The sequence below is a fragment of the Paraconexibacter sp. AEG42_29 genome (assembly GCF_040581415.1).
Classification (GTDB): Bacteria; Actinomycetota; Thermoleophilia; order Solirubrobacterales; family Solirubrobacteraceae; genus Paraconexibacter.
The window spans coordinates 4,988,792-5,012,548 of record NZ_CP114014.1 but is presented as its reverse complement, the minus strand read 5'-3'; the positions used below and the strand labels follow the sequence as shown (position 1 = coordinate 5,012,548).

The following is a 23,757-nucleotide window of genomic DNA, read 5'->3' as shown; positions in this document are numbered from 1 at the left end:
TGCCGGCGACGATGTCGTCCTCTCCGGACCTCTCCCCGCGCGAGCGGCTGCTGGGCGACCTGGTCGAGCACCTGGCGGCACACGGCCTGGCCGACACGAGCCTGCGCGGGCTGGCGGCTGCCGTGGGCTCGAGCCACCGCATGCTCAGCTACCACTTCGGGTCGCGGGACGGGGTCCTCGTCGCGATCAGCCGGCACGTGGAACAGCAGCAGCGCGACGCGCTCGCGGCGCTGCAGGCCGAGCCGAACGCCGACCCCGTGAAGACCATGTGGGAGTTCTGGCGACGGCTCGCCGACCCGGCGCTGTGGCCGCACGAGCGCCTCTTCTACGAGCTCTACGCGCGTGCGCTCCGGGGCGACCCCGGGGCCGAGCCGTTTCTCGACGGCGTCGTCACCGCGTGGATCGAGCCGGCGGCCAAGCAGCTGATGCAGCTCGGCCTGACGCGGGCGCAGGCCCGGGCGGAGGCGCGGCTCGGCCTCGCGGTCACCCGCGGGCTCCTCCTCGATCTGCTCGCGACCGGCGACCGCCGTGGCGTCGACGCGGCGATGAAGCGCTTCATCGCCCGCTACTCCGGGGAATCACGCCTGGCATGACCGCCGACGAGCTTCGCGAGTTCTGCCTGTCGCTGCTGGAGGCGGGGGAGGAGTTCCCGTTCGGGCCCGAGACATCCGTCTTCAAGGTCGGCGGCAAGATCTTCGCCATCAGTCGGCTGGAGGCGGAGCCGTTGGGCGTGAGCCTGAAGATCGACCCCGTCCTCGGCGAGCAGCTGCGCGGGTCCTATGACTCGGTTGGGCTGGCCTACCACCTGAACAAGAAGCACTGGGTGACGGTGACGTTCGGGGGCGACGCGGAGGACGAGTTGGTCCGCGGGCTGCTGGAGGACAGCCACGACCTGGTCCGTCCGAAGCGCCGGCGGGGACGCGGTCAGCCGGAGGCGGCGGGCTGATCGGGCGCGGGGCCGCGCGGGAGCGTCTCGGCCGTGAGGCCGCGGCGCTGCATCTCCCCCCACCCGGCACCGCCGCGCAGCTGCGTCCACCACGCCCGGGTGCGCACCAGCGCGAGCCACTGCCGGTAGCCGAGGTTCTCCAGCAGCGAGGTCAGGATCAGCCGGCCCAAGCAGCGCCAGCTCGGGTAACGCTGGAACGCGCGCTCCTCGATCAGCAGCGTCATGTAGGACAGGGCGAAGCCGAACGCGACGGCCAGCATCAGGAAGAAGAGCGCGGTCGACCAGCTGACCGCGCCGACCCCGACAGAGACACCGAAGAGCACGTAGCCGCTGACCTCGATCAACGGGCCGAACGCCTCGAAGACGATGAAGTACGGCATCGCGACCGTCCCCACCGCGCCGTACCGCGGCCGCAGGATCATGCCGCGGTGCTTCCACAGCATCTCGAGCAGGCCGCGCTGCCAGCGGTCGCGCTGGCGGCGCAGGACCCGCAGCGTCGTCGGCGCCTCCGTCCAGCAGATCGGGTCGGGGAAGAAGACGATGTGGCAGTCGCGGCCCTGCTCGCGCCGGTGGCGGTGCAGGCGCAGGACCAGCTCCGCGTCCTCACCGACGGTGCCGGTGTCGTAGCCGCCGGCCTCCACGACCGCGCGGCGATCGAACAGCCCGAAGGCCCCCGAGATGATCAGCAGCATCCCCAGGCGCGACCAGGCGATGCGGCCGCCGAGGAACGCCCTCAGGTACTCCAGGATCTGGAGGTTGGCCAGGTAGTTGCGCGAGGTGACGACGTCCTGCACCTGGCCGCCGCACACCGTCGAGCCGTTCAGCACGCGGACGATGCCGCCGGCCGCGACCGTGTCCGGGTTGACCTCGAACTCCCACACGATCCGGGAGAGCGCGTTCGCGTCGAGGATCGTGTCGGCGTCGATCGTGCAGAACAGCGGCGTGCGGCAGTACCGCAGCCCGGCGTTCAGCGCGTCCGCCTTGCCGCCGTTCTCCTTGTCGATCACGGTCAAATTCGGGGTGCTCGCGCTCGCGTAGAGACCGCGGATCGGCGCGCACTCCACGGCGGCGCTCGGGACCCGCTTGATCGGATGCAGGTGGAACTCTGCCTGCAGCGCGGCGAGCGTCCCGTCGGTCGAGCCGTCGTTGACGACGACGATCTCCAGCGCCGGGTAGTGCGACAGGAGCAGTCCGCGGACCGATCCCGCGATGGTCAGCTCCTCGCCGTGGGCGGGGACGAGGATTGTGATGGCAGGGCTCAGGCTCGAGCGTGCGACGCGGCTGTAGTCGCGCAGCGGCCGGCGCTTCACGTAGCCGTTGACGGCGGTCCAGCCGATGACGGCCATGCTGCCGTAGACCAGGTCGAGCACCACGAAGTACACGAGCAGCAGGACGTCTGCCACCTGGAGCGTGGTGTGCATCAGGCCGCCTCGTCGCGCCGGGCAGGGGGCGACGCGTCCGCGGCCTGCGTGGTCCACAGCGCCTCCTGGGCGCGTTCGGCGGCGTAGCGGTCCGGGCCGCTCGCCACCGCCTGGAGCGCGGCTCGCCCGACCGGTCCAAGGCGGGCGAGGGCGTCCGCTGCGTTGGCCCGCACCCACCAGGCGTGATCGCCCATGGCGACGCGGAGGGTGCCGACCGCCGCCGCCCCGGCGACGGCCGGCGCGGCCGTCGCGGCCTGCGCGCGCACCTCCCAGACCGGGTCGGTGAGGGAGGTGAGGACCTCGGCCTGCGCGGCCGGGTCGCCGAGTTGGCCGAGGGCACGGACGGCGCAGATGCGCTCCTCGTCCGTTCCGCCGAGAGCGGCCAGGCGCAGCGCGGGGAGCGCGAGCGGGTCGCCGGCGAGGCCCAGGGCGCGGTGCAGCTGCGCGCGGACGCGACCGTCGGCGATCGTCGGCAGCAGCGCCAGCAGGGGCCCGACGGCCCACGGGTGGGCGAGGCGCTCGACGATGCGCGAAGGCCCGATGCGGCCCGCGGCCAGCGCGGTGACCAGGTGTCGCGCCGAGTCCGACGTGGCGTAGCGCTCCAGGGCGGTGCAGGCGGCCAGGCGGACGTCCGGGTGCGGGTCCGCGTGAAGGCGCGCGACGCCGTGCTGCAGCGCGCGCAGCCGGAGGGTCCCGGCGAGCAGGACGGCGCGGCCGCGGCGGCTCGGGCTCCGCGAGCGCAGCTCGGCGCGGAGGAACACCTCGACGTGGGCGCCGGCGGAGGTCTCGGCGAGGGCCGTATGGACGGCAGCGACGTCAGCCGGGGCGCCGTGCTCGAGCGCTGCCAGCACGTCGGCCTGCTGCCACAGCCCGCCCGTCGCCGCACGAGCCAGGGGCGTCACGTCGTGACGACGCAGCGCGTCGTCCAGCATCGCGCGCCGGCGGGCCCGGCGGGGCTCGGCGCGGTCGCGCAGCGCCTTGCGGACGACGACGGCGACCAGCAGCCCGACCAGCGGAACGGTGAAGATCGCCGACCACCAGGGTGAGACGGTCATCGGGTGTCGTCGTGCCGCTCCACCCCCGACGTCATCGGCCACGGCGCTGCCGAGTGGAGCACGAGCTGCTCAGCGCGGCGGTGCGAGATGCCGCTCTCCGCGATGTGGCCCTGCCGGCGCCTGTCCCCCCGGTCGGGGCGGCAGTGCCAGGTCCCGCCTCCCGCGACGGCGTACTGCCACCCCGGCCGTCGACCGCGTCCTGGTCCGAACAGGGCGGTTCCGAGACCTGCGAGGACCTGCGCTGCGGCGTCAGCTGACGGTGACGGCGGCGCCGTCGCAGCCGCGGTGCGGGGCGAGGGCGTCCGCGACGGCAGCGAGCTTGGTCAGCGGCAGCCGTCCGGCGCGCGGCAGCGGGTCCACGGTGACGTCCAGTCGCCTGCCCTGCTTGCGCCCGCGCCAGAGCGCGGCGACGCGGCCGTCGACGAGCACCAGGCCGGCGCCGCCGATCGCCTTCCAGACCCGCTTGGCCGCGTCGCGGTCGTCCAGCAGGACGTCGCGGTCGCGCGCCAGCAGGAGCGGGTCGCCGGGCGTGAGGAGGTGGACGCCGCTTGCGTCCCGCGGCTGCGCCAGGCGCCGCGTGTCGGCCTCGAGGATGCGGCGGCCGCCGCCGCGGGCGACGCCCGACACCGTGACGTCGTCGCGGGACTCGTCGTCCACCAGCGTCCACAGTCGCTTGCCCTGAGCGGTGCCGACGCCGGCCCACGCCGCAAAGTCCTGCCGCGTCGACGGGCCGTACAGGCGCAGGTAGCGGCGGACCAGCTCGGCGCGCGCGTCGTCCTCGTCCGCCGGCGGCCTCCAGGCGACCGTCTGGTCGGTGCGGGCGAAGCGCGGCTGACGGCCCGCCCGTCCCTCCAGGCACAGCCGGCCGTTCAGCGCGGCCATCACGAGCAGCCCGCGCCGGGCGTGGTGGCTCTTGCAGCCGGCGCACCACGGGAGCAGCGCCTTCGGGAGCCGGCCGCGCAGCGCCTCGTGCAGGTCGTCACGACTGAGCGTCGTCCCGTCGAGCACGTCGCTGATCGCGTCCACCGCCGTCGCCACGGGGCCCGCGTGGTCGCCGGACGACTCCGGCAGGGTCGACCCGACCAGCGCCTTCAGCTCGGTGTCGTCGTCGGTCGGGCGCAGCGCCGTCGCGAAGGCGGCCACGTCGGCGGCCCCGACGACGGCGGTGGCGGTGCGCGCGTTGTAGAGGGCGACGACCGAGCGGTCTGCGATCGCGTCGGTCAGGGCGTCGACGGCGAGCGGGTGCTTCGCGTGCGCACGGGTGAGGAGGGCGCCGGTCGCGGCGCCCGGGGGTGAGTCCTGGACGCCCCAGCCTGCGAGCGGCGCCAGGGGATCCGGGTCGTCCCCGCGGCCGTGGGTCAGGCCGTGCGCGGCGAGGCGGAAGGCGAGGACCTGTGCTGCGTCGACATCCACGACGGCCGAGGCTAGCGACCTGGCCTGCCGGGGCTTCCGGGACGGAGGCACGGCGTGGCATCCCCGGCGGTCGATGTGCCACCACGTACCGCCGGCGCACGTGGTGGCACATCGAGCGGCCGGCTGCCGCCGCGGACGACCCTGACCGAGGGCTCAGCTCGCCGGCCGCCACATGAGCCAGATCGGCGGACCGCCCGGCAGCTGATGCTCGGCCGTGACGCGGAAGCCATGCCGCTCGTACAGCGGGACGTTCAGCGGGTTCGAGGACTCGAGGTAGCAGGGCAGCCCGCGCGCGTCGGCCTGCTCCAGGCCGGGCGCCATCAGCCGCGTCCCGAGGCCCTGCCCCTGCCTGTCGCGGCGGACGCCGACCGTGGCCAGGTACAGGTGCCGTTCCTTGGGATGCGCGGCCTCGACCCCGGCCAGCCCGAGCGTCGTGCTCAGCGGGCGCGGCCACAGCCCCGGCAGGCAGGCCAGGCCGAGCCGGACGACGTCCGCGGGCGACTCGCGCCAGTGCCCCGGCGATGCCCACACCGCGGCACCCCCGTCGACCGTGAACGTCAGCCCGTCCGGGATCAGCCGCCGTCCGAGCTGCGTGAAGAACTGCCGGCCGTACCGCATCCGGCGCGCACGATCGGGCATCACCCAGCTGAGGACGGGGTCCTCGGCGAACGCGTCGATCAGCGTCGCGGCAATGGTGTCCCGGTCGGAGACTGTGGCCATCCGGACCTCGTCGTCCGTCCGCTTCCCCGCGTCCGCTCCTTCGTGCATGCACGAAGCCTACGCACCCCGCGGGTGTTCCCTGGCGAAGGCGCAGAGGCGTCACGCGGACGGCGGAGCGCCTGCGCGATACCGCGGAATCGCCCCACCCGGACGCCGCCGCGTCAGGAGGCTACGAGCAGGGACCGGTGATCCCGACCGCGCCGGTGATCCCCCACGCCGCGTGCGCCGCCGCGAGCGCGAAGCCGAGCAGCGCCGCCGCCTTGAGCGCCCCGCGGCGGGACTCGTGGACGTTGCTGCGCGCCGACAGCGCCGCCCCCGCCGCGATCACGCCGATGAGCGCCACCAGGAACTGGCCGGCGTCGAAGTAGCTGCAGCTCGTCTCGACGCCGTTGGTCGACGAGCTCGAGCGGAACGTCATGTGGATGAAGAACCCGATGACCCCGACGATGAGCGTCGTCTTGGCCGCGCCGTTGAGTCGCCGTGCGAAGTCGCGCATCCCGCCAGTCTTACGAAACCGCGCCCGTCGGCACGTGGTCCGCGACCATGCCGCGGTGCATCACGCGGTCGCCGACCACACCCGAGTGGTCGGCCCGGTGCAGCACGCACGCGTTGTCCCACATGACGACGTCGCCCGGCGCCCACGCGTGGCGGAAGACGTTGTCCTCGCGCGTGGAGTGCGCGAACAGCGACGCGACCAGCGCGTCCGCCTCGTCCTGGGGCAGGCCGCTGACCGCAGCGCAGCGAGCCGGCGTCGTGAGGTAGAGCGCGGGCTGGCCGGTCAGCGGGTGGGGACGCAGGATCGGGTGCTCGGCGGCGGACTCGTCCCCTTCCCCGAGCTGCACGCCCGTGACGACGTGCCGGATCGTGCGCCCGTCGACGAGCGCGCGCAGGTCGGCCGGGAGCGAGTCGGCCGCGCGGTACTGGCTCGTGAAGAGCGTCTCGCCGCCGTGCGCCGGGAGCAGGACCGCACGCAGCGCGGTGTACGCGGGCGGGCGCGCGACGTAGCTCGTGTCCACGTGCCAGGTGCTGCGGGGTGGGGTCGTGCGGCCGACGTTGCTGACGACGTTCAGGTCCGGGAAGCCGTCCGCGGCGGCCTCGCCGGTGGTGAAGGTCAGCGGGCCGAAGGCGCGCAGGAACGCCACGAACGCCGCGTCGTCCAGATGCTGCCGGCGCAGGACGAGGACGCCGTGCTCGGCCAGCAGCGCCCGCAGCCGCGCGACGCCGTCCGCGTCCAGGTCGCCGGTCCTCAGGTCGTCGACGGTGACGCCGAGCGGGTCGTGGGTCACGTGCTCCATCGACCTCACCTCCTCTGGGGCTGTAGGCATTCGTCCAGGACCATCTGGAACAGCTCGTCGACCGCGATCCCGGCGGCCTGCGCCATGACGCTGATGACGCTCTTGCGGGCGAACGAGCAGTAGAGGCCGGCCTCCAGGAACCATGGCTCGCCGGCAGCGTCGATGCGGAAGTCGAACAGGCCGTAGTGCCGGCAGCCGAGGGCGACGTGGCAGCGTATGGCGGCTGCCTGCACACGCTCGGTCACCGGGTCGTCCGGATCGACGATCCACGCGTCCGGCGTGTCCTTGGCGACGAGCCGCAGGTCGCCGTCGTCCCCGCGCGCGAGCTTGTCCGCGGGCCTGCGGATGTCGCTCACGCGGTACTCCTCGAGCGGCAGCGGGACCAGCTCACCGCCTCGCTCCAGGACGGCGCAGCGCACCTCGCGGCCGGGCGGGACGTAGGCCTCGACGAGGACCTCGTCGTCGTGGGCGAACGCGTCGCCGAGCGCGGCCGCGTAGTCGTCGGGGTCGGTGACGAGCGTGACGCCCGCGGAGTTGTCCGCGCTCGCGGGCTTGACGACGACCGGCGGGGTCAGCGTCGGGACGTCCCCCTCGCGGAGCAGCTCGCCGGCCGGGACGCTGACCCCGGCCGCGGCGACCACGGCCTTCGCGCGGGCCTTGGTCGCCGTCAGCGCCATCGCGGCCGGGGGGTTGCCCAGGTACGGGACGCCGATCAGGTCGAACAGCGCGCGGTAGTCCGTCATCCCCGGCCGGCAGAACATCTGCGGGACCATCACGTCGAGCCGCAGCTGCCGTAGCCGCTCGATCGCCGCTGCGAGCGGGAGTGACGGGGCGTCGGCGAGGGCCTGGGCGTCCAGGCTCTCCGGGAAGCGCCAGCGCCCGTCGGGCGCGACGTACGCGATGTGCGTCGCGTACCGCGCGGGGTCCGCGATCGCCGTCAGGCAGTCGGCGGCGTACAGGCGCGAGAGGTCCGCGTGGAAGGCGTCGACGGGCGAGCCGACCAGGTGCAGGACGCGCAGCGGCACCGGTCAGTCCCCCGCCGCCTCGACGAGCTTGCCGATGTTGAAGTCCACGCGGATCCAGTCCTTGCGGCGGCGCAGGTTGCCGGCCAGCAGCCGCGGGATCTGGAGGTGGTGCACCAGCAGGAACGGCAGCGGATCGCGCGGGTCGAAGATCGCGTCCTTGCCGCGCGCGATGGTCCGAAGACGCGTGGGTGCCGTCCGCGGGTGGCGCAGCAGCCGCCAGAGCTCGTAGTAGAGCCAGTATGTGGGGCGGCTGGTCGCGAGCGGGCGGACCGCGGCGCCGTCGTCGTCCAGGTAGGCCGCGGCGAGTCCCGGGTGGTCGTAGAACATCGTGATGGCCGAGTGCGTACGCGGGTTGCACTCGATGGCGTACAGGCGGCCGTCCGGCGCCTCGATGAAGTCGAGGGACACCTGGCCGGTGAGGTTCAGGCCGGCGACGAAGCGGCGCACCCAGTCCTCGATCGCGGGCTTGTCGACCATGGCGTAGTTCAGCTGGAAGGCGGACGACTCGCAGCAGCAGTGGACGCGGAGCTCGCCGTCGCGGACCGTCGCGTGGGTGCAGAACTCCTGGCCGCGGATGAACGCCTGCAGGATCCACGGGTTGTCCTCGGAGATGGGGAGGCTGCGCGCGAAGGCGGCGGTCTCCTGCGCGGTCGGCCGCGGCAGCTCGGTGAGGTCCAGCCGGCGGACCGGGTCGTAGGCGATGCTCTTGAGGATGTAGCTGTGCTCGCGGCCGCTGAAGTCGAAGTCGACGACCTGCTGCGGGTCGGTGATGCGGTGCGTGTCGGGGACGGGCAGGCCGAGGGCCGCCGCGCTGGCGGCGAACGCGTGCTTGTCGTCGAGCGTGCGGACGGCGTCCGGGCCGACGTGCAGGACCTCGCAGCCGGCGGCCTCGATTGCGGCTTTGGCGTCGGCGTCGTGCAGGCTCGCGGCGGGGCTGCAGACGGGGACGTAGACGTCGACGCCCTCCTCCCCGACGATGCGCACTAGTGCTTCCGCGTAGCCGGTGGTGCCGGGGGAGGGGACGACGCGGAAGCGGTCGACTGCGCGCGAGAAGCGGTGGCCGGTGAAGCGGTACTTGTGCGTCTCGACGAGGACGACGCGGTGGCCGGCAGCGTGGAAGGAGCGTGCGAGCTGCAGCGCCTTCGTCATCTTGCCGCCGCTGATGAGGACGGTCTTCGCGTCGGTTGCTCGGGCCGGGTCGGGCGTGTTGGTGAGGAGCGAGCGCAGCAGGGCCGCAAGCGTGGCGGCGAGGTTCAGCGGGAGCGCGAGCGTCAGCAGCGCGAGGGTGGCGACGGTCTTGCGCAACGGTCAGAGGCGGCGGATGAGGGTGAGGCCGTCGCGGAGTGGCAGCAGGACCTGCTCGACACGCTCGTCCCGCGCGACCACGTCGTTGAACGCGGCGATCGCGGCGCCGTTGGCGGTCGGCTCGGCGCCGAGGTACGGCTCCCCCTGCATCAGGGTGTTGTCCGCGCAGAGCAGTCCGCCGGGGGCGAGCAGGTCGCGGTCCAGCAGCGCGCGGAAGTAGTCCGTGTAGCCCGGCTTGTCGGCGTCCAGGAAGACGAAGTCGAACTGCTGCTCGTCGTCGGCCAGGGTGTCGAGGGTCGCCGCTGCGGGACCGACGCGGACGTCGATCCGCTCCCCGCCCGGCGAGTCGTCGAAGCACTCCTGCGCCAGGCGCGCGACCGCCGCGTCGACCTCGCAGGCGATCAGGACGCCGTCCGCCGGCAGGGCTTCGGCCATCGCGAGCGCCGAGTAGCCGGTGAACATCCCGATCTCCAGCACGCGCGTTGCGCGCGTCAGGCGGACGAGCAGCTTCAGCAGCTGGCCCTCGACGTGGCCCGAGAGCATCTCCTGCTCGAGCGGCGCGCCGTCGTGGCTGGGCCAGTCGTAGGCCTGCGTGCGCTCGGCGAGGCGTTTGAGCGCAGGCGACTCCGGGGTCGTGCAGGCGGCGACGTAGGGGTCCAGGCCGGCGGCGAGGGCATGGGCGTGCTGCAGCACGGCCGCGACGGCCGTGCTGTCGTCCGTCCCCGCCTTGGCCGCCGCCTGCGCCTCGTCCAGCGCCTGCGCGAGGAGGCCGACCGGCGTCACCGGGCGCGGCACCGCGGTCACCGTCAGTGGACCGGCTCCGGCGTGGCGGCGTTGATGAACATGTCCTCGCCGGCGCCCTCGCGCGGGTAGCCGCCGGACAGCTCGCGGTGCTGCTCGAGCGTCGCGTCGAGCTCCTCGGCCGGCAGGTCGTTGACGTAGTGGCAGGTGCCGATCGGGCGCGGGACGGCGGCGCGCAGCAGGCCGTCCCGGGTCTGGACGATCGACTCGGTCGCCTTGCGCAGCAGCTCCGGCGTGAGGTAGGGGCTGTCGATCGCGAGGCCGAGGCGGCTCATCAGGCCCAGGATGCGGTCGCGGTCCGAGTCCGTGATGTAGCCGCGCCGGGCGGCGAGCGTCGCGGAGAGGGCCATGTCGATCGTGACGCTGTGGCCGTGCAGCATCGGGGTCTCGGGCGCGAGCTCGAGCGTCGGGCTCCAGGTGTGGCCGTACGCGATCGCGCGGTCGAGGTCGAGCTCGTGCAGGTTCGGGACTTCGAGGCGCAGCATCGTGTCGATCGCGTCGTACGTCACGCGGTGGGCGACGTCGCGCAGCTCGGGCGTCCCGTCGAGGTGGCCGAAGCGCGTGTGCAGCAGGTCCTCGCCGTGCTCCTCCAGCGCGTCGAAGATCCCCTCGCCGGCGACGACGGCGATCTTGATGAGCTCGGCCATCCCGTTGCGGACCTGGTCGGTCGGCAGGGTGCGCAGGAAGGAGAAGTCGAGGATGACCTTCTGCGAAGCGTGGTAGGCGCCGAGGCGGTTCTTCATGTGGCCGTGGTTGACGGCGACCTTGATGGCGACGCTCGCGTCGACCAGCCCGATGAGCGTGGTCGGGATGCGGATGTAGTTCGTGCCGCGGCGGTAGCTCGCGCATGCGAAGCCCGCGACGTCGGTGGTCAGGCCGCCGCCGACAACGAGGACGGGCTCCTTGCGGACGAGGCCGAACTCGTCGAACGCGTCGACGATCCGCTCGAGCGTGGTGAGCGCCTTCTCGGTCTCGGCGATCTGCACCGGGACGACCGAGAGCTCGATCTCGTGGTGCTTGAAATACGCGTTGATCTGCTCGCCGTAGAGGCGCAGGACCGTCTCGTCGACCACCATCAGGCAGCGGCCGAAGGGCCGGTAGCTCGTCGCGATCTCCTCGTTCTCGGGCGCGAAGGCGCCGTCGACGTAGAGGAGGCTGAAGTCGATGCGCTCGTAGCCCTCGACGTGGAACGCCGACTCCGTCGCGGTGAAGGTGGCCTGGATCTCGCTCACTGGTGCTCCTGGGTTCTCGCGGTGTGTCGCGGCCGTTCGCGGCGGGGTCGCCGGTCGGACGCTGCTCATGGCCCCGGGTACGCCGCCGGGAGCCGCGATGACCACGAGCTGTGCGCGTCCGCACGCGCTGCCGGCCGGGCCTGGCGCGCGTGCGGTGTCGCGGGCGTGTGCCGCGGCCGGCGGCTCGCCTCAGGCGGCGGTGAGCTCGTCGAGGTCCAGGCGCTCGACGGTCTTGGTCGCCGCGCTGAAGTCGTGCGCGGCGTTGTTCGAGCCGGGGAAGCCGAAGCACCGCAGGTCCGCGGCGCGCGCGGCCTGCACGCCGCCGACGTTGTCCTCGATGGCGACGGCGTCCGCGGCGTCGCTGTTCAGCTGCTCGAGCGCGAAGCGGTACGCGGCTGGGTCGGGCTTGGGCTGGTCGACCTGGGTGGTGTCGACGATGAGGTCGAAGTCGTCCCTACTCACCGCCGGCGCGAGGGCCGTCAGGATCGCGTCGACGTTCTCGGGCGAGGTCGTCGTGACGAGGGCGAGCTTGTGGCCGCCGGTGCGGCCGGCCTTGATGGTGTCGGCGACGCCGTCGCGGAGGGCGGGCGGGGCCTCGGCGAGCAGCTCGCGGAAGCGCTCGGACTTCGTCTGGTGGACCGCCGTGGCGTCGACGCCGTCGGTGCCGGTGGACTTCGCGTACTCGCTGATCCGATCTGCCCCGCCGCTGCTTGCCAGCAGAGTCTGGTACTCCTCGCGATCCCACTGCCACGGTAGGTCGTGCGTCTTGAACGCGTCGTTGAACGCCTGGCGCTGGAGCTCGGACGTGTCGGCGAGAGTGCCGATCGAGCCGAAGAGAAGAGTGGACATGGGGGCCTTTCGGGCGTAGGACGGAAGCGGCCGACGCTAGGCCGCCGGCGGTCCCACCTCTACGGACCGGGCGCCGCCGCGGCTTTCCCGGGGTGGCGCGGTGTTCGCCCGCAACCCGGTCGGCGACGCTGCCGGGCGATTCCGCGGAATCGCCCGCAGCCCACCCACGTGCCGCCACCGCGCGAGGCTCGATACGATGCGCGGTGCCTCGTGCCGACGTAGCTCAGCTGGTAGAGCACTTCACTCGTAATGAAGGGGTCAGCGGTTCGAATCCGCTCGTCGGCTCTCAGGAACGCCCACCGAATAAGCGTTCTTGCGTTTCTGAGGCATGTTTGGCTCGCCGAAGTCGGTCGGGCACGGAAGTGTCCGCCCCCAGCTGACGACGACGACGGCGGTCGACGCAGGCGGCCCTCACATCAGCTTGGCGCTGAGGCCACCATCCAGGGTGACGGTCGCCCCCGTCATTGACACCTGTGCCGGGTCAGCCAGGTAGGCCACGGTGCGGGCCACTTCGTCGACCGTGACGAAGCCACCCTGGGTCTGCTCGACGAACGAGCTGAACTGACCCGCCTCGAGACCGAGATAGCCCTCGAACACTTCGGCGACGTCCATCACGAGGTCGGTGGCCAGGAAGCCCGGCAGCACTGAGTTGACGCGCACGCCGTGCTCACGCAGTTCGGTGGCCATCGTCTTGGAGAGGTTGATGATCGCGGCCTTGGTGGCCGCGTACGGGCCGATGAGCGGCATGCCGGTGGTTCCGGTCACCGAGGCGATGGTCACGATGCTGCCGCCACCGGAAGCGATGATCGCCGGCGCGGCGTGTCGCATGGACAGGAACGTGCCGTCGAGGTTGACCGACGTGACCGTGCGCCAAGCCGCGAGGTCCGTCTCGAGCATGGGGCCCACGACCCCGACTCCCGCGTTGGCCACCATGAGGTCGAGGCGACCCAGGCGGTCGACCGTGGTGTTGACGAGGTGCTTGACCTGCTCCTCGTCGCGCACGTCGCAGGCGATGCTCACGGCATTCTCCAGGGAGGCGGCGGCAGCTTCCGCAGCGGCTGCGTCGATGTCGGAGACGACCACCCGGGCCCCCTGTGCGGCGAGATGGCGTGCGACGCCCAGGCCGATGCCTTTCGCGGATCCGGTGACGATGGCAACGTGGTTGGTGAAGGCGGGCATGGGGACTCCTCGATTGATGACATGGGATCGGGAACACGGCGGACGCTCCGCGGAGCCAGCTGCGGTTTGGCCTCTCCGAGATCTGCGGCTCAAGCGCCGCGAGCACGCCAGGGCGCTCGGTGGCCGGCACTCACGCTCACGTCGCGGATATGGGGGTGAGCTGCAGGACCGGTGCTCCTATCGCCGGGGCTACGACGTTCTGGAGCGCGATCAGACCGCTGAGCGGGCGCAGCTGGACGCGAACCTCGTCGACGCGACCGTCAGCGTCGAAGTGCACGAGCTCGACGCCTTCCATCGACACGCCGTTGACCGATGCGCTGAGCCGGACGCCGCGAACCTCCCCGCCGTCGAGCTCGGCGCCGTACTCCAGCGTGTCGAGCTTCTCGAACAGCAGGTCGAGCACGGCGACCACCTGCTCGCGTCCGACGATCGGGTCGTCCAGCAACGGGCTGTGCAACTGGATGTCGTCGGCGAGGACGGCAGCGAGCGCACCGGGGTCGCGGTCGTGGAGGGCCTGTATGAATGCGTCGAGCGTGGGCATGCGCTCATCGTCCGTCCACGGGGCAGCCGCTTGGGCCGCTGCGGCGGTCATTCCCCCGGATGGGTCAGGCGGCAACGCTGGGCGCCCGTCGCGACATCGCGGAGGAAGGCCCGATGGACGGCAGCGTCGACGCCGAGGGTTGGTCGAGCACCGGGTGGTCCGCCCGGCACGGCTGCATGCATCACCAGGAGGCAATGGAGGGGCAGCGGCTCGACTCGGCTCGTCCGCCATCACGAAAGCACCGCATATGCGGGACTTTTGGCGCTCTTGGCTACGGCGCCAGATCCGCGGCAACCACGCCAGCCCGTCGCGTTTCGTCACCGGGCACGAAGGGCAGGTCCGCATGCGACCGAAGTCGTGGCTGGGAGGCCAAGTGTCGTTGCTCCACCGTCTGACGCTGTTGACCGCTCTCACGGGCACCACCCTCGCCGTCGGCGGCATGGGGGCTGCCAGCGCGCAGGCCGCCTGCGGGGCGGCGAACCCCAACGCCAAGATCCAGCTCTGGGTGGACCACAAGTGCGGCGGTAAGTCGGTCATCGTGGGCTACGACGGAAGCGAGGGCGACCGCCCGGACTTCGGCCAGTTCCGCGACAGCCTCACCGGCCAGAACGTCAACATGGACAAGAAGGTCTCGTCGCTCGTCCTTGGGCCGAACCGCTGCGTCCGGCTGTTCAACGCGGTGAACTACGGCGGCGCCTCGTCGACGATCTACTGCACGCCGCCGAACTCGCCCACGTGGGAGCTCGACAACTTCGACGAGCGCGTGACGTCGATGCGCCTGTGCCCGTCCGACAACCAGGCGAACTGCAACGGCCAGCTGCCGCCTCCGCCGCCACCGACGACCACCCCCACCACGCCGACCACGCCGACCACCCCGACGACGCCGACCACTCCCACGACGCCGACCACCCCGACCACGCCGACGGCACCGCCCCCGTTCGCGCCGCCCGACGAGGACGACCCGGAGATCCCGGTCGACGCACCGGCGCGCCTCTCCACCTGCACGGGCGTCTCCGAGGTCACGGTCGCCGGCCTGAAGGCGGTCGGCGGCTGCTTCGCCAAGGACGGCAACGCCTTCGTCGCGACCGGGACCGTCCGCGTAGGGGGCCTCGACGTGACGGCCTCCGAGGTGCGCCTCGACCCCGTCGCGCTGACGCTCAGCACGAAGGGCACGGTGCTGGTGAAGGCCGGGCGCTTCACGCTCCTCAAGCGCGAGTTCACATGGAAGCTCGACAACACCTTCACCTTCGGGGTCGAGCCGGGCACCAAGCTTCGCGGCCTGCCGCTGACCGGCCTGGCGTCGTTCACCATCGACCGGCCGGGGAAGGCCGTCACGGTCGGGCTGACCGTCCAGCTGCCCGAGACGCTCGGCGGGGTCACCGGCGAGACGAAGTTCGTGGCGAGCGAGAACGGCGTCAAGGTCAACAACGTCAAGGTGGCGGTCGGCAGTGCCAAGATCGGCCGGCTCGAGATCAAGGACCTGACGCTCGCGTACAACCGCGTCGACGGCGCCAAGCACTTCGACGGGTCGGGGACGCTCGTGCTCCCGTCGCCGACCGCCCCGACCTTCAGCGCCTTCCTCGGGTTCGGCATCGGGGACAGCTACTTCAAGGCCGGCGGCGAGGTCTCGAACATCAACAAGCACCTCGGGTACGGCATCTTCCTCCAGAAGATCCGCTTCTCGATCCAGGCCTCGCCGTTCTCGCTGGGCGGCGGCATGACCCTCACCGCCGGTCCCACGATCCTCAAGAAGGCGGCGGTGTCCCTGGACGGTGACTTCAAGTACGAGAACACCACCCCGGACGCCTACACCGTCACCGGCGCGTCGAAGGTCGTGGACATCCCCATGTCCTCGGCGAAGGCGCGGTTCCAGACCGACGGCCGCTTCGACTACTCGGCCAAGATGGATCAGGTGCGGTTCGGGGTCGGCTACGAAGGCTCCGTCGCCGGGTGGATCGACGGTCAGAAGGCGTTCAACTTCGCGGGCGAGGGCGCCGTCAAGCTCGGCCCGCTGAACTACGGCGGCGAGGCCGTGGTCTCCTCCAAAGGGGTCTCCGTCTGCCGCCGCGGGACGCTGCTGCCCGACGTCGGCTTCGGGTACGGCTGGAACGGCAAGTACAAGATCTTCGGAAGCAGCTGCGACATGGGCGACTGGACCGTCGCCCGCAACTCGCGCTCGGCCCGCCAGGCCGGGGGGCCGACGTTCCAGTCGGTCGGCGTCGGAAGGGGCCAGTCCGCCGCGGTCTTCTCCGTCGTCTCGAATGAGGCGCCGCCGAAGGTCGTCCTGACGGACCCGTCCGGCAAGGACATCGCGGTGACGCCGGACGAGCCGGAGGGAGCGGTCGACGACGGCCGCGTGCTGCTGTTCCAGAACGCGGCCGACAAGACGACCTACATCGCGGTCTCGAAGCCGGCGGCCGGGGTCTACCGGCTCGCCCTCAAGCCCGGCTCGTCGCCGGCGACCGCGTTCCGCTCGGCCAAGCCGCTGCTCGCGCCCAGGGTCCGGGCCACCATCACGGGCCGCGGGTACCGGCGCGCGTTCAAGTACACCTACCAGGCGGTCAAGGGTCGCTCGGTCGTGTTCTACGAGCAAGGCCGTGACACCCGCCGTCGCCTCGCGACGAAGACCAGCCCGCGCGGCATCGTGAAGTTCGCGGTCCCGGACGGCCGGCCCGGGCGCCGCGACATCGTCGCGGTCGTCCAGCAGGACGGGGTGGCGCGGTCCGCCGTCGTGATCGCGTCGTACACGGCCCCCGCGCCGCGGCGTCCGGTGAAGCCGCGAGGGGCGCGCGTCCTCGTGCGCGGCAAGTCGTTCGTCGTCGCCTGGGGCCCTGCGCTCCGCGCGTCCTCTTATGAGGTCCGCATCGCGCTCTCCGACGGGCGCAAGCTGCTCTACCTCCCGGGGAAGAGCAAGCGCAGCCTGATCATCCCGGGCGCTCGGTCCGGCGTGCGCGCCGTGGCGACGATCCGCGGCGTGAGCGCGACGGGCCGACGGGGCACCGGCGCCACGGCCGGTGCGCGGGTCAAGCCGGCGGTGACGAAGAAGGTCGTCGCGAAGAAGAAGGCGGCGACGAAGAAGCCCTCGTAGGTCCGGGACGCTGCGCGACACTGTGCTCGACGGGTCGACGCGCTGGTCGCGGTCGGCGTCCTCGCGGCCGCTCCTCGAGTCCCGACGGTGGTTTCCGGCCGAGTGGTCGGGGGCGTAGAAAGGGCGTGCGGCGCCCGCAGGAACTCTCGCGGCTACTTCACTGTCAGCTTGCGCCCCGGAGCCTGCACGAGCTCACCCGCCCGGACGAGGTCGGTGATATCACCAAGTAGGGCTGACTTCGACCGCGGCCGCGAAGCACCCCACCACTGCGAAGTGCGCAGCTTGTGCGGCACGGCGTCGTCGTCCATCCCAACGAGCACGCGCGCGACGGTCACCGCGGTCAGCTCCCTCGAAAACGCGGCGACGAGTTCGATGATCGCCGGAGCGGCGTCCGGCCGATGCCGGCCGGTGTTGCGCCGCGGAGCGGCGGCGACGCTCGCACGGCTCGGTGCGGCCGGTTTCGGGTCTCTCCGGGCGCCGAGGCCGGGTGGCTTAGCTGCTGATTCCCGCCACGCAGTGGCCGACAATCGTGTCGCGTTTGCGAAGCCCTTGTTCCACGCCTTCGTGAAGTCCGCACCGGCCGGCACCAGCGCCTTCACTTGCCGCCGGACCCACTCTGCCCCGTCGAGCCGCTCCTGGTCAGGCAGGTGCATGATGTCCCAGTACAGCTTGTCGAGCTGGCGCTGAACCTTCGCGGCGCGCGCCCTACGCGCGGCAGCAGCGGCGGCGACCTCGCGGTCTTTCTCTCGCCGTCCCCGCTCGTGATCGCGCAGGTCGGCGAACTCTGGATCGACCCGGTCCGCGCCGCGCGTCTGCACGAGCGCTCGGCCACTTGCTCGGTTCCAGTCCATCCTTGCCATGGTTGCTCCATCGGTGATCGATGTGCTGCTCGTGAGTCGAACGTCCGTCCGAAGCGGGTTCAGCCCGGTGCCGTGTCAGGGGGCCTACCGGATCGATTCGGCCCAGGCCAGCGCCCGCCGGCGGTCCTCCGCGCCGATCGCGGGGTAGAACGCCGAGCTGATCGTGAGGAAGTCGACGAGCTCGAGCGCGTCCTCCCGGCCGTCGCCCTCCATGAAGTTGCGCTGCCGCCAGGCGACGGTCACCCCGCGGTAGTCGGGCTCGTCGCGGAGCTGCGCGCCCTCCAGCAGCTCCAGCACCTCCCGCAGGCTGAGCGGGCCCGGCGCCGACGCGACCGGGAGGTCCCAGGTCATCTCGTACTCGTCGGTGAGCGCGAACGTGATCCGGTCGCCGGCACGCTCGGCGCGCAGGCTCATCACGTCGGCGGTCGTCGTCCGGGCGTCGAGGCGCGCGATCTCGACGGACCCGGCCGGGCCCGCCGGGAGGTACGCCCCGCCCATGAACGCCGGGTGCTGCTTGCCGAGCTCCTTCATCTCCGCACGCTGCGCGTCGGTCGGCGCGCCGTCCCACGGCGCCCTGTCGGCCGGCCAGTACGTGGCCGGCCGCTGGTCGAGGTCGATGCCCATCATGCGTCAGTCCCGTCCGCGCTTGCGGTTCTTGCGCGAGTGCTCCATCCACATCGTCTTGGCCGCCGTCCCGGGAGCGAAAGCGGTCTGCTCGCGAAGGGATCGCAGGATCTGCGCCTCGTCGTCGAGCTCGACGCTGCAGGCGGGTGCCGCCGCGAGGGCAGCGCCGGCGATGTCGAGCGTCGCCTGCGCCCCCGCGACGTCACCGTCGGCGAGCGCGTCGGCCGCGCGGCGCTTGGCATCTTGTGTCTGCTGGTAGAGCAGCTCCTGCTGGACGACCGGGTTCGGGATCCGGCCCGCAGCCTGATCGCCGGGGACGACGTTCACGTGCAGCTCGGTCGTGAGCGTGTGCTCGGTCAGCTCCGGGACCGCGACGTAGCGCAGCTCCACGGCCGCGATGCGCGCGAGCCCGAGCGCGACCTTCGCCGGCACCTTCAGCCCGATGACGAGCTTGCGGTGCTCACCGGCCCACAGGTCACCGAGCTCGACCATGATCCCGCCGTCGATGGGGTTGGTCGGCAGGTCGTGCCAGATGGTCACCGAGTCGACGGACGCCTCGGGCCGGATGATCAGACTTGCGGCCTGCACCGTCTTGGACAGCAGCCCGGCGACCTCACCCGCGACGGCGGCGCCGGCGGCGTCCCCGTCCTCGGCGAACGCGTGCCCGCCCTGGCCGCCGCCGGCGACCGACGCGAGTAGGCGCTCGTCGTAGTCCAGCCCGATGCCGATGGTCGACGTCGTGACGCCGTGGGTGTGCGCGGACGCGGCGACGCCGGACAGCTGGTCGTGGTCGACGATGCCCGCGTTCGCGTGGCCGTCGCTCACGAGGAGCACCGTCGCGCCCGTGGGGCCGGCGACGCGGCGCGCCTCCTGCAGCCCGCGCAGCAGGCCGGCAGAGAGGTTCGTCATCCCGCCCGAATGGACCGACCGGATGGCGTCCTTGACCGCAGTCTTGTTCGTCAGCGGCCCGGCCGGGACGACGACCTCGACCGTGTCGTCGAACGCGACGAGGCCGAAGCGGTCCGTCGGCGCGAGCCGGTCGACCAGGGCGATCAGCGCGAGGCGTGCGGCCTCGAGGCGCTCGCCGTGCATCGAGCCGCTGCGGTCCAGGACCACCTGCACCGTCGCGTCGGGACGCGGCTCCTTGCTGTTCAGCTCAGGCGCGGTGAACTCGATCAGCGCGGTGACCTCGTCGTCGGCTTCGATGGCGACGAGGTCGACGTCGAGATGGGTGTTCAGGTGCATGGCGGGTTCTCCTCTGGACTAAGCGCGGTCGTGCGCCGGGAAGCGGGACGGGTGGGGGGTGGGAGACGGCGGGACGGCGACGGATGAGGGCACGCGGGTCCACTGCGGGACATCGCAGCCGCAGACGCAGCACACCGACGGGAACCGCCCGCACCGGCGGACCATCGACCAGAACTCCGGATGGCCGTCGGACTGGCGGCTGCGGCAGCCGGTGCAGACTGTGGTGACCTGCCCGCCCGACGTTGCCGTCAGGTCGCGGACCTCGCCCGGAAGCCACACGCGGGCGTAGCCGATCAAGGACGCCCACTCGCAGAGCGCGGCGTCGGCGGTCTCAGGCCAGGCCGTCACCGGGTCGACGATCAGTTCGGTGACGGGCGCGAGCCAGTCCTCCTCGAACAGGTCGTCGCGTTCGACGGTCAGGTCCGCAATGGCGACGCCGGCACGCGAGCGCTCACCGAGTCGCGTAGCTTCGGGTCCCCAGACGACGAGGCTGTCGTGCCAGGGGACGAGGCGCACGATGCCGTCGCGGCGGATGGTGACTCGGAACTCGGGCTGCATGCCTGGTAGGTCGTGTGCTGCATCCCGCTCCTGACACCTCCCTCGTCAAGCGGCCCCTGAGTGCGTCACGACGCAGCGGGCGAACGCCTGGAGCTGCGCGGCGTGACTCTCGAGGAAGCCGTCGGTCGGCTCGATGTCGAGCAGCAATGTGGGCGCCGCACGATGGACGGCCAAGCGTGCGCGTCCGCGCCGAGGCTGTCGTCGATCCACGCCAGCGCCCGGTCGCCCACCTGTCGGCGGACGGCCGGGAGCTTCAGCGTGCGGTGAGCCGGGACGCGGTCGTCGAAGCTGATGACCGGCAGCGGCGGCAGGCCGAGCAACGGCGCGACCACGGTGTTCGCGCGGTGCTCCCACATCGTCGCCCAGACGAGGTCGAAGTCCCGGCCGAGCTCGCGAAGCAGCCTTGGAGTGTCCGGACGGAAGCGCAGCGACAGCTCACCGCGCAGACGGTGCTCGATGTCATCCGGTCGCGCGGCGAACGGCAGCAGCACGCCGTCGAGGTCGAGCAGGAGCAGCGGACGGTCGCCGGCAGGGAGCGGCGCCGGCAGCGAGGTCGGGCCGGCGATCAACGGCCTGACTGTGCCGTCGGGGAAGTGGACGAGCGGGGGAGTCGTAGACATGAGGTAGACGTCGTCCGTCGGCTCCTCGAGCTGACAGGTCCGCGCCAGAGGGGACCGTCGCCCGTGCCCGCCGTTGCTGTTGGGACGGTCTGGGCCGGTGGTCGAGCATGGTCACGCCACTGGTCCAAGTGCCTGCGACACCGTCCACGGTCACGCCGCGTGCTCCGCGAACCGGAACACCGGCTTGCCGCCTGGCGTGCGCGTCTACTTGACGCCGACGGTTCGTCCGGCCTCGTGCCTGATGCCGGCGGCCACACGCCCCCGTCCGGGGGCGTTGGCGGTGTGGAGCGTGATGCCGTCGCGCGGCCACAAGACGCGGTCGTGCACGTTCTGCTGTTCCGCGAGCCAGTTGACGACCCGTTACCGGTGCCGCAGCGGTCGTCGTCACCGAGGTCGTGATCCAGCGGAAGCGCGACGACCGTCCCGGTGTCGAGCAGCTCGATCGCTTCCCACGCGGTGATGGCGTGGGTCCAGCCGGCCGGTGCAGAGAAGTCGACGGGGTCGTCGTCGAGCCAGACTCGGAGCTCGTCAGTCATCCCGCCACCTCGGCGGCGAAGGCCATCAGCGTCGACGTCACGTGCGCCGAAGCCACGGTCGCGCTTGATCACCGGCGCATCGTGGCGGCATCGCCGCCCTCACGCGCCGCGGCGAAGCGGCGTCGTATCTCCCCACGCCCTTGGGGTCGCTGTGGCCGGCCACGATCTGACACTCGCAGATCTCATGACCCGCAGAACTCCCGGGCGACGGCTTGAAGGGTGTCGCGGACACGGGTGACGGACGCCAGGTCGACCCATTCGTCGGCGGCGTGGGCGCCGCCACCGGCCGGTCCGTAGAGGACGGTCGGGACGCCGGCCGCGGCGAGCAGCGCGGAGTCGGCCCAGAACGCGGCACCGGCCGGCGGGCCCGTACGGGCGTGGCGGACGACGGTCGTCACGATGTCCGCGTCGGGGTCGACCGCGAACGGGAGGCCGGTGTGGGTCATCCGCAGCTCCGCGCGGTGGCTCGCGGCGAGTGCTTCGAGCGCGGCCGTCGGGTCCTCGCCGGGGACGGTCCGCCACTCGCCCGTCAGGACGCAGCGCGCCGGGTAGGTCGACGCCTCCTGGCCGCCCGCGATCAGGGACGCGTGGACGCTGCCGGTCCCCAGCAGCGGGTGGGCGGGACCCGCGCGCAGCCGCGCGTCGAGGGCCGCGAGGTCGACAAGGACCGGGCCCATCGCGGCGATGCCGTCCACGCCGAGGTCCGGCCGCGAGCCGTGCGCCGCCACGCCGCGGGTCTCGATCTCGAAGCCCGCGAAGCCCTTGTGGGCAATGGCGACAGTCTCGTCCGTGGGCTCGGGAACGACAGCCGCGTCGAAGGGCAGGTCCCCGCGCAGCAGCGCGCGCGTCCCCAATCCGCCGGCCTCCTCGTCGCAGACCGCAGCGACGACGACGTCCCCCGCGAGGCCGTCGAGACCCGCCGCGGCCGACATCGCGGCGGCTAGGCCGGCCTTCATGTCGTAGGCGCCGCGGCCGTGGAGCCGGCCGCCCGCGATGCGGATCTGCAGCGCACCCCCGACCGTGTCCGTGTGCGCGAGCAGCAGCAGGGTCCGCCCGCCGCCCGTTCCCCGGCGGACGCCGACGACGTTCGGGCGGCCGGGGGCGACCTCGTCCACGCGGACCTCGAGTCCCGCCGCGCGCAGCCACTGCGCCACGAACGCGGCGATGCCCGCCTCGCCGGCGCCACCGGGCACCAGCGAGGGGTTCACCGAGTCGATGGCGACGAGCGACTCCACGAGAAGGTGCAGCGGCTCCATCAACTTAGGCTCCGTCAGCATGATCGCCGTGCCGTCGGGCGCGGTGAACGGGCCCGTCGAGGGGCCCGTCGTCGTGGCGCGCTCGGCTCCGGGTCGGGGCGCGACCGGACCCGCAGACGGCGGTGCTCACCGGCGGCGCGAGGGGCGGCGGATGCGCGTGGCGTCCGCGACGGGCTCGTCGTAGCCGGGGAACGCCGTCATCTGCACGAGCTCCCCGTCGTGCACGCAGCCCGTCGCCGCGGTGCCGCAGGCGTCGATGGCGATCGACCGGCCGAGGCCGACCGTCGGGCGCAGCAGCACGTCCCGGATGCCGAACATCGTGCTCGCCCAGCCCTGCACCCAGGCCTGGTCGACGAGTTCGCCGGGGTGCAGCGGCACCCCGCGGCTGTTGTTGTCGAGGGCGTCGAGGGCGTAGCCCTGGACGAGCGGCCCGTGCAGGGCGGCCCAGACGTCCGAGCGGCTGACGTAGTCCAGGACCGCGACGCGGCCGCCGATCACCGCCACGGCCCCGACCTGTCCGTCGGCGCGCTCGATGCCGTTCGCGATCTCGGCGAGCGACGCCCGGTCGTGCTCGTAGACGTCGTGCATCGCGCCGGTCGCCGTCGGCGCGTCGCGCCGCTCGGCCATCGCGCCGACCTCGGCCCAGACGGCGCCCTGGTCGGCCCGGCGCAGGCCGCCCCGCGCGGCGGCCGCGGTCGCCTGCGCGCTCTTCATCCGGCGCAGCGACGGGTACGCCGCCTGCGGCGCGGGGACGAACCCCTCCGCGTTCCGCTCGCCCTCCCACCGGCCCTGCTCGACGCAGCTGACGGGGACCGTGAGCTGTGCGTGCGCCGGAACCAGGACGGTCGTGTCGAGCGTGCGGTTCTGCTGCGCCCCCATGACCTCCTCGCCGTCGTAGAGCATGACCGCGACGTCGAGCGGGTTCGTGACGACCAGGTCGTTGACCGCCCCGCCGTGCTCGACCTCGTGCACCACGAACCCCTCGGCGGCGGCCTGGGCGAACGAGCGGTACTCGAGCCCCGGCGCGTCACCGCGGAAGAGGGGGTGGACGGTCAGCGGTCCGCTGATCTGGGGGGTGCCGACCTTCAGGTCGGTCGGGGCGATGACTGCGGGCATTCGGGGGCTCCTCGGGGGCGGGCTGATTGCCGAGGGAGTCGAAGGCCGGCGGCGAGGTCTGACACGGGCTCA

At 72.4% G+C, this 23,757-nt stretch carries 24 protein-coding genes and 1 tRNA gene; 4 read left to right on the top strand and 21 right to left on the bottom strand.

Annotated features, from left to right (window positions below; all coding sequences use genetic code 11):
- Window positions 1-11: 11 nt before the first annotated feature.
- Together DSM112329_RS24050 and DSM112329_RS24045 are read left to right on the top strand one after the other, a co-directional pair.
- Window positions 12-593 carry a TetR/AcrR family transcriptional regulator gene (locus tag DSM112329_RS24050; RefSeq protein WP_354699099.1) on the top strand — a complete coding sequence of 194 codons (582 nt, stop codon included), beginning with the start codon at window positions 12-14 and terminating at the stop codon, window positions 591-593.
- On the top strand, window positions 590-946 hold the full coding sequence (locus tag DSM112329_RS24045) for an MmcQ/YjbR family DNA-binding protein (protein ID WP_354699098.1): 357 nt from the start codon (window positions 590-592) through the stop codon (window positions 944-946). Before DSM112329_RS24050 ends, DSM112329_RS24045 begins: the two co-directional genes overlap by 4 nt.
- Here the strand turns inward: DSM112329_RS24045 and DSM112329_RS24040 are convergent.
- From DSM112329_RS24040 to DSM112329_RS23990, 11 genes are all read right to left on the bottom strand, one after another.
- Window positions 925-2,367, bottom strand: coding sequence for a glycosyltransferase family 2 protein (locus DSM112329_RS24040; protein ID WP_354699097.1), 1,443 nt, complete (start codon window positions 2,365-2,367; stop codon window positions 925-927). The genes DSM112329_RS24045 and DSM112329_RS24040 overlap by 22 nt on opposite strands.
- Complete coding sequence (locus DSM112329_RS24035) at window positions 2,367-3,422, bottom strand: HEAT repeat domain-containing protein (protein ID WP_354699096.1); 1,056 nt, start codon at window positions 3,420-3,422, stop codon at window positions 2,367-2,369. The genes DSM112329_RS24040 and DSM112329_RS24035 overlap by 1 nt, the downstream gene beginning before the upstream one ends.
- Before the next feature lie 249 nt (window positions 3,423-3,671).
- Window positions 3,672-4,835 carry a crosslink repair DNA glycosylase YcaQ family protein gene (locus tag DSM112329_RS24030; protein ID WP_354699095.1) on the bottom strand — a complete coding sequence of 388 codons (1,164 nt, stop codon included), beginning with the start codon at window positions 4,833-4,835 and terminating at the stop codon, window positions 3,672-3,674.
- Between the two features lie 153 nt (window positions 4,836-4,988).
- A complete protein-coding gene (locus DSM112329_RS24025; protein ID WP_354699094.1) occupies window positions 4,989-5,603 on the bottom strand; it encodes a GNAT family N-acetyltransferase in 615 nt (204 codons plus the stop codon).
- Window positions 5,604-5,724: 121 nt separating this feature from the next.
- Complete coding sequence (locus DSM112329_RS24020; RefSeq protein ID WP_354699093.1) at window positions 5,725-6,051, bottom strand: hypothetical protein; 327 nt, start codon at window positions 6,049-6,051, stop codon at window positions 5,725-5,727.
- Between the two features lie 10 nt (window positions 6,052-6,061).
- Window positions 6,062-6,850 carry a TauD/TfdA family dioxygenase gene (locus DSM112329_RS24015; RefSeq protein WP_354699092.1) on the bottom strand — a complete coding sequence of 263 codons (789 nt, stop codon included), beginning with the start codon at window positions 6,848-6,850 and terminating at the stop codon, window positions 6,062-6,064.
- Between the two features lie 5 nt (window positions 6,851-6,855).
- Window positions 6,856-7,875: a D-alanine--D-alanine ligase gene (locus tag DSM112329_RS24010; RefSeq protein WP_354699091.1), complete on the bottom strand. Its 1,020-nt coding sequence runs from the start codon at window positions 7,873-7,875 to the stop codon at window positions 6,856-6,858.
- 3 nt (window positions 7,876-7,878) lie between these two features.
- Window positions 7,879-9,180, bottom strand: a complete 1,302-nt coding sequence (locus DSM112329_RS24005) for an ATP-grasp enzyme (protein ID WP_354699090.1) — start codon at window positions 9,178-9,180, stop codon at window positions 7,879-7,881.
- Between the two features lie 3 nt (window positions 9,181-9,183).
- A complete protein-coding gene (locus DSM112329_RS24000; protein ID WP_354699089.1) occupies window positions 9,184-9,975 on the bottom strand; it encodes a class I SAM-dependent methyltransferase in 792 nt (263 codons plus the stop codon).
- An 11-nt stretch (window positions 9,976-9,986) separates the two neighbouring features.
- The gene (locus DSM112329_RS23995; protein WP_354699088.1) at window positions 9,987-11,213 is read right to left on the bottom strand and encodes a sedoheptulose 7-phosphate cyclase; all 1,227 of its coding nucleotides are present in this window, start codon (window positions 11,211-11,213) and stop codon (window positions 9,987-9,989) included.
- A 189-nt stretch (window positions 11,214-11,402) separates the two neighbouring features.
- The gene (locus tag DSM112329_RS23990; protein WP_354699087.1) at window positions 11,403-12,062 is read right to left on the bottom strand and encodes an HAD-IA family hydrolase; all 660 of its coding nucleotides are present in this window, start codon (window positions 12,060-12,062) and stop codon (window positions 11,403-11,405) included.
- A gap of 212 nt (window positions 12,063-12,274) precedes the next feature.
- Between DSM112329_RS23990 and DSM112329_RS23985 the strand changes: the two genes are divergently transcribed.
- Window positions 12,275-12,347: transfer RNA gene (locus DSM112329_RS23985), tRNA-Thr, on the top strand.
- Between the two features lie 126 nt (window positions 12,348-12,473).
- Here the strand turns inward: DSM112329_RS23985 and DSM112329_RS23980 are convergent.
- Both DSM112329_RS23980 and DSM112329_RS23975 read right to left on the bottom strand, forming a co-directional pair.
- Entirely contained in the window at window positions 12,474-13,241 is a 768-nt protein-coding gene (locus tag DSM112329_RS23980; RefSeq protein WP_354699086.1) for an SDR family oxidoreductase, read from the bottom strand.
- Window positions 13,242-13,377: 136 nt separating this feature from the next.
- Window positions 13,378-13,782 carry a nuclear transport factor 2 family protein gene (locus tag DSM112329_RS23975; RefSeq protein ID WP_354699085.1) on the bottom strand — a complete coding sequence of 135 codons (405 nt, stop codon included), beginning with the start codon at window positions 13,780-13,782 and terminating at the stop codon, window positions 13,378-13,380.
- 400 nt (window positions 13,783-14,182) lie between these two features.
- Between DSM112329_RS23975 and DSM112329_RS23970 the strand changes: the two genes are divergently transcribed.
- Window positions 14,183-16,870, top strand: a complete 2,688-nt coding sequence (locus DSM112329_RS23970; protein ID WP_354699084.1) for a hypothetical protein — start codon at window positions 14,183-14,185, stop codon at window positions 16,868-16,870.
- 152 nt (window positions 16,871-17,022) lie between these two features.
- Here DSM112329_RS23970 and DSM112329_RS23965 read toward each other — a convergent pair whose 3' ends face one another.
- From DSM112329_RS23965 to DSM112329_RS23930, 8 genes are all read right to left on the bottom strand, one after another.
- The gene (locus tag DSM112329_RS23965) at window positions 17,023-17,721 is read right to left on the bottom strand and encodes a hypothetical protein (protein WP_354699083.1); all 699 of its coding nucleotides are present in this window, start codon (window positions 17,719-17,721) and stop codon (window positions 17,023-17,025) included.
- 93 nt (window positions 17,722-17,814) lie between these two features.
- Window positions 17,815-18,357: a hypothetical protein gene (locus DSM112329_RS23960; RefSeq protein WP_354699082.1), complete on the bottom strand. Its 543-nt coding sequence runs from the start codon at window positions 18,355-18,357 to the stop codon at window positions 17,815-17,817.
- Window positions 18,358-18,360: 3 nt separating this feature from the next.
- Window positions 18,361-19,599, bottom strand: coding sequence for a VWA domain-containing protein (locus tag DSM112329_RS23955; protein WP_354699081.1), 1,239 nt, complete (start codon window positions 19,597-19,599; stop codon window positions 18,361-18,363).
- Window positions 19,600-19,617: 18 nt separating this feature from the next.
- Entirely contained in the window at window positions 19,618-20,157 is a 540-nt protein-coding gene (locus DSM112329_RS23950) for a hypothetical protein (RefSeq protein ID WP_354699080.1), read from the bottom strand.
- A gap of 65 nt (window positions 20,158-20,222) precedes the next feature.
- Entirely contained in the window at window positions 20,223-20,777 is a 555-nt protein-coding gene (locus DSM112329_RS23945; RefSeq protein ID WP_354699079.1) for an HAD domain-containing protein, read from the bottom strand.
- Window positions 20,723-21,313 (bottom strand): cyclic-phosphate processing receiver domain-containing protein, encoded by a 591-nt coding sequence (locus DSM112329_RS23940; protein ID WP_354699078.1) that lies wholly within the window; start codon window positions 21,311-21,313, stop codon window positions 20,723-20,725. The genes DSM112329_RS23945 and DSM112329_RS23940 overlap by 55 nt, the downstream gene beginning before the upstream one ends.
- A gap of 182 nt (window positions 21,314-21,495) precedes the next feature.
- The gene (locus DSM112329_RS23935; protein WP_354699077.1) at window positions 21,496-22,569 is read right to left on the bottom strand and encodes a M20/M25/M40 family metallo-hydrolase; all 1,074 of its coding nucleotides are present in this window, start codon (window positions 22,567-22,569) and stop codon (window positions 21,496-21,498) included.
- 126 nt (window positions 22,570-22,695) lie between these two features.
- The gene (locus DSM112329_RS23930) at window positions 22,696-23,685 is read right to left on the bottom strand and encodes a DUF6569 family protein (RefSeq protein WP_354699076.1); all 990 of its coding nucleotides are present in this window, start codon (window positions 23,683-23,685) and stop codon (window positions 22,696-22,698) included.
- Between the last annotated feature and the right edge of the window lie 72 nt (window positions 23,686-23,757).